Origin of the sequence: Sulfuricurvum sp. (genome assembly GCF_023250475.1) — a bacterium.
Classification (GTDB): domain Bacteria; phylum Campylobacterota; class Campylobacteria; order Campylobacterales; family Sulfurimonadaceae; genus Sulfuricurvum.
Map to the genome: position 1 here is coordinate 1 of NZ_JAHFAQ010000069.1, position 11,743 is coordinate 11,743.

At 41.8% G+C, this 11,743-nt stretch carries 16 protein-coding genes, 1 tRNA gene and 1 pseudogene; 9 read left to right on the forward strand and 9 right to left on the reverse strand.

Annotation, left to right across the window (positions count from 1 at the left end):
• Window positions 1-348 precede the first annotated feature (348 nt).
• From Q0C19_RS07575 to Q0C19_RS07600, 6 genes are read left to right on the forward strand one after another with little or no spacing between them, the layout of a single operon-like run.
• Complete coding sequence (locus Q0C19_RS07575; protein ID WP_295054698.1) at window positions 349-666, forward strand: hypothetical protein; 318 nt, start codon at window positions 349-351, stop codon at window positions 664-666.
• 23 nt (window positions 667-689) lie between these two features.
• Window positions 690-1,001, forward strand: a complete 312-nt coding sequence (locus Q0C19_RS07580) for a hypothetical protein (protein ID WP_295054701.1) — start codon at window positions 690-692, stop codon at window positions 999-1,001.
• Window positions 1,002-1,029: 28 nt separating this feature from the next.
• Window positions 1,030-1,353, forward strand: coding sequence for a hypothetical protein (locus Q0C19_RS07585; protein WP_295054704.1), 324 nt, complete (start codon window positions 1,030-1,032; stop codon window positions 1,351-1,353).
• A 16-nt stretch (window positions 1,354-1,369) separates the two neighbouring features.
• Window positions 1,370-1,870, forward strand: coding sequence for a hypothetical protein (locus tag Q0C19_RS07590; protein ID WP_295054707.1), 501 nt, complete (start codon window positions 1,370-1,372; stop codon window positions 1,868-1,870).
• A gap of 2 nt (window positions 1,871-1,872) precedes the next feature.
• Window positions 1,873-2,658: a tetratricopeptide repeat protein gene (locus tag Q0C19_RS07595; RefSeq protein ID WP_295054710.1), complete on the forward strand. Its 786-nt coding sequence runs from the start codon at window positions 1,873-1,875 to the stop codon at window positions 2,656-2,658.
• 27 nt (window positions 2,659-2,685) lie between these two features.
• Complete coding sequence (locus Q0C19_RS07600) at window positions 2,686-2,946, forward strand: hypothetical protein (protein ID WP_295054712.1); 261 nt, start codon at window positions 2,686-2,688, stop codon at window positions 2,944-2,946.
• Between the two features lie 38 nt (window positions 2,947-2,984).
• Here the strand turns inward: Q0C19_RS07600 and Q0C19_RS07605 are convergent, their stop codons facing one another.
• From Q0C19_RS07605 to Q0C19_RS07625, 5 genes are all read right to left on the reverse strand, one after another.
• The gene (locus tag Q0C19_RS07605; RefSeq protein ID WP_295054715.1) at window positions 2,985-3,872 is read right to left on the reverse strand and encodes a BPTI/Kunitz domain-containing protein; all 888 of its coding nucleotides are present in this window, start codon (window positions 3,870-3,872) and stop codon (window positions 2,985-2,987) included.
• A 10-nt stretch (window positions 3,873-3,882) separates the two neighbouring features.
• Window positions 3,883-4,335, reverse strand: coding sequence for a hypothetical protein (locus Q0C19_RS07610; protein ID WP_295054717.1), 453 nt, complete (start codon window positions 4,333-4,335; stop codon window positions 3,883-3,885).
• A 10-nt stretch (window positions 4,336-4,345) separates the two neighbouring features.
• Window positions 4,346-4,981, reverse strand: a complete 636-nt coding sequence (locus Q0C19_RS07615) for a DUF4919 domain-containing protein (protein ID WP_295054720.1) — start codon at window positions 4,979-4,981, stop codon at window positions 4,346-4,348.
• A 31-nt stretch (window positions 4,982-5,012) separates the two neighbouring features.
• Window positions 5,013-6,623, reverse strand: coding sequence for a mucoidy inhibitor MuiA family protein (locus tag Q0C19_RS07620; protein WP_295054721.1), 1,611 nt, complete (start codon window positions 6,621-6,623; stop codon window positions 5,013-5,015).
• Between the two features lie 177 nt (window positions 6,624-6,800).
• Window positions 6,801-6,876 (reverse strand) — tRNA-Ala (locus tag Q0C19_RS07625).
• 110 nt (window positions 6,877-6,986) lie between these two features.
• Here Q0C19_RS07625 and Q0C19_RS07630 point away from each other — a divergent pair.
• Window positions 6,987-7,610 (forward strand): hypothetical protein, encoded by a 624-nt coding sequence (locus Q0C19_RS07630; protein WP_295054723.1) that lies wholly within the window; start codon window positions 6,987-6,989, stop codon window positions 7,608-7,610.
• Here Q0C19_RS07630 and Q0C19_RS07635 read toward each other — a convergent pair.
• Window positions 7,607-8,029, reverse strand: a complete 423-nt coding sequence (locus Q0C19_RS07635; protein WP_295054726.1) for a hypothetical protein — start codon at window positions 8,027-8,029, stop codon at window positions 7,607-7,609. The genes Q0C19_RS07630 and Q0C19_RS07635 overlap by 4 nt on opposite strands.
• Before the next feature lie 140 nt (window positions 8,030-8,169).
• Here Q0C19_RS07635 and Q0C19_RS07640 point away from each other — a divergent pair, with 140 nt between their 5' ends.
• Entirely contained in the window at window positions 8,170-8,961 is a 792-nt protein-coding gene (locus Q0C19_RS07640) for an HDOD domain-containing protein (RefSeq protein WP_295054728.1), read from the forward strand.
• A 13-nt stretch (window positions 8,962-8,974) separates the two neighbouring features.
• Here Q0C19_RS07640 and Q0C19_RS07645 read toward each other — a convergent pair whose 3' ends face one another.
• A complete protein-coding gene (locus Q0C19_RS07645; protein ID WP_295054731.1) occupies window positions 8,975-9,664 on the reverse strand; it encodes a sulfite exporter TauE/SafE family protein in 690 nt (229 codons plus the stop codon).
• Window positions 9,665-9,785: 121 nt separating this feature from the next.
• On the opposite strand from Q0C19_RS07645, the gene Q0C19_RS07650 reads away from it, so the two are divergent.
• The gene (locus tag Q0C19_RS07650) at window positions 9,786-10,049 is read left to right on the forward strand and encodes a heavy metal-associated domain-containing protein (RefSeq protein WP_295054733.1); all 264 of its coding nucleotides are present in this window, start codon (window positions 9,786-9,788) and stop codon (window positions 10,047-10,049) included.
• Here the strand turns inward: Q0C19_RS07650 and Q0C19_RS07655 are convergent.
• Both Q0C19_RS07655 and Q0C19_RS07660 read right to left on the reverse strand, forming a co-directional pair.
• Complete coding sequence (locus Q0C19_RS07655) at window positions 10,042-11,013, reverse strand: argininosuccinate synthase domain-containing protein (protein WP_295054736.1); 972 nt, start codon at window positions 11,011-11,013, stop codon at window positions 10,042-10,044. The two genes, Q0C19_RS07650 and Q0C19_RS07655, sit on opposite strands and share 8 nt — an antisense overlap.
• A gap of 106 nt (window positions 11,014-11,119) precedes the next feature.
• Window positions 11,120-11,743 (reverse strand): annotated as a pseudogene (locus Q0C19_RS07660) (DNA primase); the annotation flags it as partial.

The window sequence follows — 11,743 nt, forward strand, 5'->3', positions numbered from 1 at the left end:
TCTATTTTTTTGATTTCTAGTGATTTTACGGAATCAATATGACGGTTTACGCATTCTAAATCATTATCGGAACATAGTATAAGCTCTTGAGAGAGTGTATTGGCAGTGAATAAGAAGGAGATGGTGAGTATCCCCACCCAATGATATTTTTTCATCTTGATCCTTTGGCTGTGCATCATAATCGGTTTAATGATACTGCGTCATTAAACAATTCAAGATTAAAGGCGGTTAATTGGAAAAATTGATTTCATACAAAAAAAAACTGTTTGACATTGACGGTTTATTCGGAGTATCATTTAATAACGGCCAGTCGTAAAAGGAAATATAAATCAAAAAAAGGAGTTGCAAATGAAAAAAGTAGCGTTAGCATCGATGCTCATTCTTGCATCGTCGTTTATCCCTATAACAGGAGGTTTGTTTGCGGGAGCACTTGATCAGCTGCGTGATACTGCCGGAACAAGCGGACAGGCTGCGGATGATGCCAACTCCGGCAATTACGGAGGATCACGTGAAGGTTCCGGTGCCGGGTTTGATGGCAACACCTATAATCCGACGCCGGTAGTAGATCTGAGCGGCAAGCAAGGGGTCGTTGATCCTAATGACCTCAAACAATATGATCCTCCGAAATCGTCGCTTAAACCTTCGTATGTCCCGCCGTTACCGTGATCAAAAAACGAGAGAGGTGTGAAATGAAACTGGATAATCTAAATCTATTGTTTATCGCAATGCTAGCCGTGCCGATAGTTGCAAATGCAGACAGTGCTCAAGGGAGTAGCGTTCAAAAGAGTGACAGGAAAAACGTAATCGTGGCTTCTGTTTATGATGATAAAGATCAGCCTTGTTATGCGGGCGGACAATATGTAGGTAATTGTTCACGAAACAGTCCGTATTACAATGTATTGAACGGGGAATGCTATTCGAGTTTGCAAGATTGTAAACAAGCGGATGGGGATCTCTCAGCTGTTCAAGGTAATGGCAGTTGCGTGCGTTGCGGAAAATAAACAGTTAACTCATTAAAAAGGGGGTAAGATGAAAAATGGACTCTATTCATGCGTTATGAGTACTGTTTTTTTATCTTTGTTTGTATCGAGCCTGTATGGAGATGTCGGCAGCCTGAAAGGGCCAAAAGAGGTTGTATCGGAAAAACTATGCAAAGTTGCAGGCAATTACCGTGCGGAAGTATTTACAACAACCAAAGCTTTTCGTGACGGTGCGGCATGTTCAAATAATGATGAATGCAGCAGCGGCGTTTGTGAAGGGGGGAGCTGTTGTACCAATTACGGCGATTCGTGTGATTCGTCTTCCCATTGCTGCGGGCACCAAAGCTGTACGAATGGCACTTGTCCGCAATAAAAAAAGGTATGGATAAATGAAAAAAATAAGTACGTCGATAATCGCTGTCCTCGTATTTGGCATAGGTTCCGTTGATGCCGAACCGTTGCTTAATGTGCCGGAGATCATGGATGTACTTGTGTCGCTCTCAGATGAAAATACATGGCAATATGAGGGGGCTTGTCAGAAGTCAAAAATTGATTTCAAATATGGCGATGGGAAAAAATACGTAAATACAATGACCGCATTTAATTTGGGAACGATGGAACCTTGGTACGATATAAAATTCATACAAGAACCAACTATCAACTATTATTTCTTTACTCATAAATTCAAAAGGGGAGAGTGTGAACTTTCCTATAACGGGTATATGGACGATTGTATTTTAATTCACAAAAATGAAATTGAGGTTGTTTCAAAGAGGCTAGTTCGGGTGAAACAAATCATACTGCGTAAAGTCCCTGTCGGAAAAGCTGAAGCAGGAATAGTTGATAGCGAAGCCAGCTGTACATTTATGAAAAAAGAGGGAGTTGATTAAAAATGAAAAACAAACAGTTGCCCTTTATATTGTCAATCCTGTTTTGCAGTGTCTCGTTGTTTTCCGGACAGCAAAATACATCGGATGAAGCTTATCGTTACATTGTACGAGGAAAAATGGCTGAAGAGATGGCAAAACAAACCGGAGAATACGATTCGGCGATTCAAGAATATACGACGGCCATTCGTATAGCGCCGGATTGGTCCGATCCTTATTATCGGTTAGGGGTTGTGCAGGAAAAAAGCGGCAAGCTAAGAGATGCGATCGCCAGTTACAATCAGTATTTACAATTATCTCCGAATGCGCCGGATGCTGCGAAAATTCGAGATCATATCTATGAGCTGGAGTACAAAGCGGAACAGATATTGTCAATTCCGGACATAGTTGATATTTTGACTTCTTCTCCTATTCTTTCCCCGGATGAATGGGATTATTCAGCGACAAAAATGACAAATGGTCGAGAATGCAGACGAATATGGAGTGAGCTGTATTTTTCACGTGAAAGTTCAGACACGGTAAAAGTTTTGAGATCACTGCAATATTACCCCTCAAGAACCTATTATCAATTTTTGAAAGTGACGGGTAATACATTGAAATATATTACGACGATCAATGTTTGCGACGAAACTGCCAATATACAAGACGGCGGTTGTGATTCTATAATTGAAAATGAAATCGAGGTAGTTTCAAAAAAATTGGTTAAAGTCAATCAAAATGTCCTCAGAGGCGGTTCGGGCGCCGGGGCAGGGACGGGAGATAAATATTCGTGCACTTTTCGAAAAAAATAGTCGTAGATCAAAAATAAGGAGTTTGAAATGAAAAAAAGCTTTATCCTTTGCTCTATGTTGTTGAGCATGACTGTAGTGTATGCCGACTGGGTTCCTGAACCACCTCCGCCTACTCCGGTCGATATGCCCTATTCCGGTTCTTCAAACTGTACCATCCGAAAAGTGGCGGTACAGGTTCCGTGCGGCGGTACACGAGAGATTTGTCATAAAGATCCGTGGGGAACAGAGATCTGTGTTGAGAAAGAAAATACGTGTACCGAATATGTTGATGTGGAAGAGTGCCATTAGCAGGAGAAGCGGTTCTTTACCGCTTCTTCGGAGAGAATCTATTGAACTTTTTGGATAGAGGGATTATTTAAAATACCGCCCCATTCGACAGCGATAAACCCTTTGCGAATAAACGGTTTGATAGGGGGCTCTTTGATCGTCACAGCTTGTTTCATCGGGGTAAAATAGAAATTGAGCCGCAGAATCGCATCCGGTTTAGGAGTAATGGTTAATGCCATATTGTCCGATAAAAACTGTTCATCCAGCAATTGAATTTTGTAATAGGGAGCGGAAGGAAGCTCTTTCATCCAATACTCTTTAAATTGCTTTTTTTCCTTCGCATTCAAACCGAGTTTTGCGAGATTTAGATCAAACCAGCGGTTTAGCTCGTTGTACGCGATTACCCATCCTTCCTTGGGGAGAGAGATTGTTTTGAGATCAGCTTCATAAAATAAATAATCATATGTGCCCTCAATCATTCCTGCAGGATTTGCCGTTACACGCCAGCCCTCATTATAGGCAGGGATGGTTTTTGTGATGGTTCCGTTAATACGGAGTGAAACATTGACGATAGATTTTTTTGCCGGATAGAGGTAAATTGCCGGTTTTTTAACCGGATAGGGCGGTTCTTCATTTTCTACACAAAACTTTTCACACTCCTCTTTGGTCTCAAAGGGGACAACACCGTCGCATCCGCCATACAAAAACTCTTTGCAGCTGTTACTCTTTTGTTCATAATGGTATTTCCAAAATATGGCTTTACACGGCCCTTTTTCAGGAACCATGGTACAACGGGGGTCTTTGGAATCGTTGGCAAATGGTGTGAGAAAATTGGGAAGGGGGATATCCTCTGCCATTGCAGCGGTGTACCCGAAAAAGGAAAGGTACATTGTTAGGATAAATACAAGAGGTGTATACGATAACACGTAAGCGCGTGACTGAGACATAAATACTCCTTTATTTTTGTGGGGTTAGGTGTAAGAAATAGGGATCATGCTGTTGAACTGCAGTAGCCAGTGCGGTAGCAATAGTAATGCTCCAAATGAGCAAAACAATCGGATGTATTTTTAGTGCAAAGAGGGCGGTAATAAAACCGCCGGCCGTCTTGAGTTGCTTATTTATTTCATCACTCATGGCGTAGAGTATCCAGCAGGAAAATAGGGGACCGATAAATGCAAGAAGGGATAATGCCGATGCCGCATAGAAGTGCCAATTTTTTAAGACACTCTCTTGTTTATCAACCAACTCTATGAATATACCTATTGACAATAACAAACTCCCTGCCATATAGGTATACATGATTACGGAATCTGTCCCCTGAAAAGGGATCATCGCAATGATAATGGCCATAATGTGAGTAATAAGACCTAGCCCCAGTGCGTTATTCCCGATAACGGTTTTCGCAATCACGGCGCTTGTCTCACTTTTTATCTTTAAGGCTTTTATTCAGCCATTCAAACGGAATAGTAACGTCAAAATAGAGGGTAAAGGTTTGTCCGCTCTCACGGTTGATAACCTCAAAAACATCATAGTTTTTATCGTCAAATTGCTGTAACGTTTGCTTTTGAGTCTCCAAGCCGGCAATGTTCAGCATAATGTATTCTTCCCGTACATCGATAACCTGTAATGCCGATTCGGGTGAAGAACCATCCCCTGTAGCGATAGAATCGATTAAGCCTAGTGCAACGGATCGATGAAATTCAGAACGATCATTATTGCCCATCTCCCCATACGCCGCCAATGAGGCATAATGGGCGTCAATATCAACATAGTTCTTTTCCAGTACAGACTGAGCATATTCCAGTGCTTTGGCAAATTCTTTTGCGTGCAATGCTTCAAACATCAGAGGAATATTTTCATCTTTTCCGTAAGGATTGTATTGCGCTGTTTGGGTATAAGCGATTCGTAACGCTTTAAAATCGATAGAGGTGTCACCTCCTTTGACTTTTGCAACTAAATCCTGATAGCTATTGGCGGAAGGTGTTTCTGCGAATAGAACCGAACCGCTCATCATGATAATCAAGCCTACGAGAAGTAAGAAATTCCGATAAAACATTTTTTTTCCTTTGAGTAAAGTAAGATATAAATTATTCAAGTCCTTCTACCTCAATTTTTTTCGGGTAGGTTACCGTAAATTGCATCGGCATAACTTTTTTTTCATGGGCATTTAATTCTACATCCCATGTAATGATCCCCTCTTCCGATATTTTTGCGGTCTCTTTTTGCGGTGTATTTAGTATGACCTTGATCTGTTCGTGGCGAGAAACCGGAAAATGATCCTCTACACTCAATTGAATCGGTTTATTTTTCCCATTGGTAATTTCATGTGCATAGCTGTATTGAACATGGGTCTCTTTGGAGGCCGTTTTGGCGTATTTCTTTTTCTGTTTGTATTCGATCTTAATACTTTCGTTGGCACCCAGTGAGAGCAGTGTTTCCTCTTCCGGAAAGAGCGTTTTTAGGGTATTGCGTATACCGACAACCCTTCCATCCAGCAACAGCGTCATTTCACCCGCCAATAACGGGAATGAGAATGGGTTATCTAAAACAGCAGTTAAATAGGCATAAGGGGAAAGTCTTGGAACCGCGCGATAATAAAATTTCGCTTCTTTGACACTGGACGCGATAAAGACTTTATGGGGCTGATTATCGGAGGGGATCGTGTTTTTGCCGGGGAGAATAAAACTGAATGAGGCTGATTCTTGCTGGACAGTTGGTTCCGTGTACGATTCGGGCGCCATTGAAGCAACGCTACTGCGTCTTTCCATCGTTTCGAGCTGATTATAGGCTGATTTGGCATAGGTTTGCGGGAGCGGGCGGTAAATATCGATGTACCATCCTTCCAACGGATCCGGTGCGCTGGCACTGAAAGGTTTGGCCGTTGATATTTCGATCGAAGCATCGGTCCAATCTTCACCGCTTGCTTGAGAAATGGAGACAAAGTCAGACCATTCAACTTTACCGGAAACAGAATCGGCATCGATGATATAGAGGGGGGTCCAATGGACATAATTGACCATATAGGATACTTCGATCTTTTGATCTTTCAAATCGGCAGAAGAAGAGAGGGTGATTTGGACATTTTTACTTTGATCCGATGTTTTAAGGGCACTAAGCTCTTTCTCTATGAGAACTTTTTCTTTTTGAAGCTCTTTGAGGTAGATCTCTATTTTTGTGATGCGATTATAATTTTCAGCGAGGGATTTTTCCAAAAAGGCTATATGTGCTTCCAGTTCTGAGGGTGAAACTTTTTGATTTTGTGAAAAGGGTGTTGTCTTTTTTAAAAAATCATTTGAACTGGTGATGATAGTAATTTCATCATTTTTTATTTTGATAAGATCGGTTGTTTGCTCTAGCTGGGATTGGAGCTTATCGACTTTTTCGTGTTCAGATTTTTGAAGATATGTCTGTTCAACTTTAATGTCCGATATCTTAACCGAACGTCCTCCCTCCATTTTGATTTGAAGAGAATTGCTGATCAGATTAGGCGTTAACCCGGGAATATTGATAGTGTGTGTCCCTTTTTTTAAAGAGACTTTACCCTCTTTTTCCACCATAGCGTTATTGGTAAAAACAGTCACATGGACAATTTTAGGGGAAATCTCAAGTGTGTCACCGTGGAGTAATGCGGTTGATATAATGAGCTCTGAAACGATGAAAAGAGTACGTGAACGTCTTAACAATAGTGTAAACATCATTAACCTCTCTCTATGAAAATTATTGACTTTACCCAGTATCTTCTTTTATCATTTAAACTATACTTAAAAAAACAAGTGTTGTTCTATTTAGGGTTTATTGTTGAAACGAGAAGGTTTTGCGGACAAAATTAAAATGAAGAAGGAATGGATTTGATGTTATTGAAAGTTTGAAGAATTTGGTGGACCCTAGCGGGATCGAACCGCTGACCTCGTCGCTGCCAGCGACGCGCTCTCCCAGCTGAGCTAAGGGCCCAAATTAATGTTTGGAGCGCAATTATACGGTCTGGGCTCTTAAATGTCAATGAGAACAAAAAAGCGCACAGATAAATAAAGTTTTATTCGTATCCTGTCGATATAGGGAGTATGAAAAAGTTAGCCCTAATTATGATGTTCAGTGTCACCGGTGTAGTGTTGAGTGCGGAGGAATATACAATTCAAACGATCAGTACTCTTAAAGAGAGTTCGATTACTCCCGCTTTTGAAAAAAAAGTTGAAAAAAGCACTCTCAATTCTGCTAAGAAAAAAGAGGGTGAGTGTAATATTGTCACTGTAGGGAATTATAAAAGTATCAAAGAGGCGCATGTCGACCTTAAAAAAGCCAAAGCAATAGCCAAAGATGCATTTATCCGTCCTTTGAGCAGAGCAACACCGAAAGTATGTGAAATACATACGGCTGCCGCCAAAGGATCGGCCGTAGAGCATAAAGAAGCCGTCGCCGTTCATGATTTTGCAGTAAAAAAAGAGGAAGCAGCGACAGCCGTCACATCACCGGCTTCGAGCACTGCTGCGGAAGTTCATACTTCCGTAGCGATGATGCCAGTCGAAGCCAAAGCTGAACCGTGTAAAGTTCAACCGTCTCAAAACAGTGTTAGCCCGGTTTATGTATATGACCGTAACATTGCCCGAAAAAGTGATTTGCAAGAGGCAATAGACTACTATAAAAGATCACCCTATCATACCTTTAAACCGGTTTTAACCCAACGTTAAGGCTCACGGTTCGAAGCGCTGTAGAGGCAATCAAGATCGATTTTATGAAGCTTTTTCGCTTCAGCGTGGAGTGATTCAAACAATTCAGCAGGATTCTCTCCGTCGGAGGGGTAGCAAACCGTAGCTGAAGGTATGGATTTTTGAAACAGTTCTTCAATCATCTTTTTGACAATCGCGCATCCGTAACGATCCGTATAGGGCATAACAAAAAAGTAGTAATGTTCCCAATGGACGATTGAGTCGGAAGTTCGTAACAGACTTTGGAGATTAGACTCTACCAGCGATTGCGGAATAGTTGAAAAATCGCAAAATAAAAGTGTAAAACTCTCTGAACGATTTTCATCCAGTCGATCGGATATTCCGATGTTGAGATCGATCAATGATGCAAAATTGTAAAATGAAAACATTACCCCCGCCATGTTGACTCCTCAAAAAAATGTTCGATTAGTATAGCGTTAATTGTCTCAAACTAATAATGCTTTAAATGGACTCGGGGTACACTCCCGTCAAGATGATACGTAATACACTCAAAAATAAATTTTAACGGAGTTGACTCCATATGCTTGAAGAGATAAAAAGTCTTCCACCCTTGCCGATTTCAGTAATTCGGATACAAGAGATATGTATGAATAACGACACGGATATTGAGGAACTTGCACGAGTTATCGAACATGACCCGATGCTCAGTGCCAATATCTTAAAATCAGTCAACTCACCGCTGTATGGGATGAGCAAAGAGATATCTTCTGTCCATCAGGCCATTATGTTGTTCGGGATATCAATGATTCGAGGTTTTGCCGCAGCGAGTGCAATTAAAAAGTCCGTTACCGTTGATCTGAGTTCCTATTCAGTAACTATCGATGACTTGACAAAGGTTTCAGCGCTTCAATCTGCTTTGGCAAGAGAGTGGTATCGTAATGTCGATAAAAGTATGTTGCCTTTGCTTCAGAGCAGTGCTTTTTTGATGGAGCTCGGAAAACTTGTAGCTTCGCTAAAAATAATTAGTTCTGGAAATTTGGATCACTTTTTAAAAGAGATTACCGAGGGGGAATCTTTTGAAGCCGTTGAGCGAAAGTATCTCGGTTCCAGCAGTTATGAAATTGCCGCAACAATGTTTGAGCATTGGAATTTTGAACCGGCTCTTATCGATGCTTTGAGAGAGATTTCCAATCTCTCAACACAAAACCCTTATGCGAAGGTGTTGAGAGTTATTACCCAAGCGGTTAATTTTCAGGAAATGTTTAGTGCACAAAGCTTGAGTACAGCATTGGAGAGTATTGAAGCCTTCGGGTTAAATAAAAATGCGTTTGAAGAAGCAGTTATAACGCTACAAACAGCTCAAAAAGGGTAATTTTTAAACATCATTAAATCGGTAAGTCAAAAAAGTAGGCTAAACCGTAATAGACGCTGTAGAGGCCATAAATGAGGATCGCCAATGCGGCGATGCGGTTCATAGTCTGACGAAATGCGATCTCTTTAAAAAAGGAGACCGACTGTCCTAATGCGAGGAGTGTAGGGATGGTAGCAAGCCCAAACACTCCCATAATCATCCCCCCCTCAATGATAGATGCCGAGGCAGCCGCTTTAGCGGCAAAGAAAAAGACAAATCCGCACGGAAAAAATCCGTTCATTACCCCTAATGCAAAAAAACTTCCGATGCTTTTACTTTTAATAAGGCGTGAAAAGAGGGTTTTAAAAAGAGGATTACTTGAAAACCCCCGTTCGAGTAGATGAATCAGTTTGGAGAGACCGAACATCCCTAACGCTGTGATAATCATGATGATTCCGGCAAAGATAAACAGTGCCCCGTGCATCTCCATACTTAATGCAAACAGTGATCCTATTGCACCGAAAACCATTCCAAGCATAACATAAGAGCTAACACGTCCTGTGTTGTAGGCACCATGCCGAAGCAACTGAGCACCGCGGCTCATCGAGGCATCAATTTTGGTTGAACTGTAGGCGACGATAAATCCTCCGCACATTCCGATACAGTGCCCGAAACTTCCTGCAAACGCAATTGAAATTATAAGCCACCATTCGATACCGTGCATAATAAAACCTTTTAGTCAATATCAATAGTTTAAATGATTTGTGTTACAACCGTGTTAAGACTTAACACAAATTTAACAGTTCTATGAAACAATAGCATGAAATTATTTAAAGGATTCGGGAATGAAAAAAATTCTGCTCTCCCTGATGGCATTAGTGGCGATTGCGAGTGCTGATCAGCTTGTTAAACTCAACGTAAGCGGTATGACCTGCCCTGCATGTGTGAAAAATGTAAAAGGGTCGTTGAACGAAGTGAGCGGGGTTAAAGAATCAGCCGTTTATCTTAAAGAGGGTAAAGCAGAAGTAAAAGCCTCCGACGGCACCAAAGCCGATAGCCTGTGCGATGCCGTTAAAAAAGCCGGTTATGGTTGTTCGGTAGCTAAATAAAATACTTTTGAGCATCGTGGCGGCTCATGTCGCTCACGGTTGTTAGTGCTACGTCTTCAAACATCAGCGTTTGTTCCCCCTCAAAATCCTGTTTGCAATACGCTAACACCAGTTTTGCCGCTAATACTTTATCATTATCGCTGGCATTCGCTGAGATCAGTGAATGGGGGCCGAAAAGTTCGGTATCGATATGAATAAATTTTTGATTTTTGATTTTCTCTAATATTTCATTATCTTCGGCATTGCGCCCGATGATAAATTTTGCCCCTTCGGGTAGTCGAAGCTGGCGACCGTATTTAAGGGTAGGGATGTCTTCTACGGTAAAGGTGTCATGGGCGATAAAATCGCGTATCTTGTTAGAGAACTTCTCATCGGTGAGGAGACAGCCGCCGCCGGGTGCCTCGTAATCTTTAAGGTTGAATTTTTCGGCAAGTTCCATTTGTCGTTCACGGTTGCGTCCGACAATATGTTCTAACTTTTCGCGATCCACCCACCCCTCAGTTTCAGGAATGGTAGGCGTCAGTGCCTTGGCGCTGAGGGGACGAAGAAGGAGGCCTTCGCAATTGCTTAGATTGAGTACTTTCTGCAGTGATTCGCTATTTTGACTCATTGGACGTTGACCTAACACCTCTCCGCTGATAAGAAAACTTGCCCCCCACTCTTCCATAACCCGTTTGGCAACTTCAAACATTTTAGCATGGCAGTCGATGCAGGGGTTGAAGTTTTTGCCGTAGCCGTATTTTGGAGTAAAAAGGACATCTTGAATATATTCGTCCCGGATATCGACGCTTCTAAACTCGGCACCTATCTGTTGGCACATGTTTTTCATGTGTGCAAGGCGGTCTTTGGTAGAACCGAATCCTGTATTGATATTGCAGGCGATGACTTCGATCCCCTGATCGATGATCAGTTTTGCGGCAATGGTTGAGTCGAGTCCGCCGCTGAAGAGGGCTATAGCTTTCATTTTTATTCCTAACGCAATCGGGATTTTATTCCGATTGCTACGCTAACGCTGTGTTTGCCTTGATGGCAGGTGCACGCACGATGGCGTATTTTTTTTAATTTTAATATTATCCGAGCGGTACTAATTCGCCCCGTTTAAGACGTTCAATTTTCTCACGGAATTGACGTATTAAGTACGATTTTTGATCGAATGATACTGTATTTTGGGTGGTGATTTTCTTGAGTTCACGGTTATAATGGGCAGTTAAAAATGTAATAAGTTCCTGTTTCAACCCCTCGTCTCCCTCAAAAACACGAATTCGATCATCCATCATCAGGGAACTCAGCCGAGGGTCGTTCATCTCACCTCTGAGAGCAGCTTCAAACTCTTGGGAATGATATTGAAGGAGTGAAGCATCGATAAAGTCGAGGAGAGAATCGGTAATATGGGGACGTTCTAGAAGTGTTTTGATAAAACTGAGTTCCCAAATATCATGATGAGAGAGTTGGAGCGGTTTATGGTGAGCATTTTGTGTATTACCCAGCCGGATTAGAGAGGGGGATATTCCTAATCTTGATGCAGTAAGGGGACGGTACTCTTCTTGCAGCAGCGGTGAGAGGGTTTTAAGATATCCGAGGCTTTCGTGCATGGCATTTTCTTTAGCTTTCGGGTCTTGGAGGTCATAGCCATTGATTGTTTCGGAGATTACAAATTCGATACAGGGTATCGGTCGGTGCAACAGGGTATTAAG

Excerpts from the sequence above, each read along its gene's own strand:
- Q0C19_RS07580 (WP_295054701.1), top strand. The coding sequence starts at position 690 with ATGAAACTGGATAATCTAAATCTATTGTTTATCGCAATGCTAGCCGTG.
- Q0C19_RS07650 (WP_295054733.1), top strand. The coding sequence starts at position 9,786 with ATGAAAAAAATTCTGCTCTCCCTGATGGCATTAGTGGCGATTGCGAGT.
- Q0C19_RS07615 (WP_295054720.1), bottom strand. The coding sequence starts at position 4,981 with ATGTTTTATCGGAATTTCTTACTTCTCGTAGGCTTGATTATCATGATG.
- Q0C19_RS07575 (WP_295054698.1), top strand. The coding sequence starts at position 349 with ATGAAAAAAGTAGCGTTAGCATCGATGCTCATTCTTGCATCGTCGTTT.
- Q0C19_RS07620 (WP_295054721.1), bottom strand. The coding sequence starts at position 6,623 with ATGATGTTTACACTATTGTTAAGACGTTCACGTACTCTTTTCATCGTT.
- Q0C19_RS07590 (WP_295054707.1), top strand. The coding sequence starts at position 1,370 with ATGAAAAAAATAAGTACGTCGATAATCGCTGTCCTCGTATTTGGCATA.
- Q0C19_RS07585 (WP_295054704.1), top strand. The coding sequence starts at position 1,030 with ATGAAAAATGGACTCTATTCATGCGTTATGAGTACTGTTTTTTTATCT.
- Q0C19_RS07630 (WP_295054723.1), top strand. The coding sequence starts at position 6,987 with ATGAAAAAGTTAGCCCTAATTATGATGTTCAGTGTCACCGGTGTAGTG.
- Q0C19_RS07645 (WP_295054731.1), bottom strand. The coding sequence starts at position 9,664 with ATGCACGGTATCGAATGGTGGCTTATAATTTCAATTGCGTTTGCAGGA.
- Q0C19_RS07655 (WP_295054736.1), bottom strand. The coding sequence starts at position 11,013 with ATGAAAGCTATAGCCCTCTTCAGCGGCGGACTCGACTCAACCATTGCC.
- Q0C19_RS07640 (WP_295054728.1), top strand. The coding sequence starts at position 8,170 with ATGCTTGAAGAGATAAAAAGTCTTCCACCCTTGCCGATTTCAGTAATT.
- Q0C19_RS07605 (WP_295054715.1), bottom strand. The coding sequence starts at position 3,872 with ATGTCTCAGTCACGCGCTTACGTGTTATCGTATACACCTCTTGTATTT.
- Q0C19_RS07635 (WP_295054726.1), bottom strand. The coding sequence starts at position 8,029 with ATGGCGGGGGTAATGTTTTCATTTTACAATTTTGCATCATTGATCGAT.
- Q0C19_RS07600 (WP_295054712.1), top strand. The coding sequence starts at position 2,686 with ATGAAAAAAAGCTTTATCCTTTGCTCTATGTTGTTGAGCATGACTGTA.
- Q0C19_RS07595 (WP_295054710.1), top strand. The coding sequence starts at position 1,873 with ATGAAAAACAAACAGTTGCCCTTTATATTGTCAATCCTGTTTTGCAGT.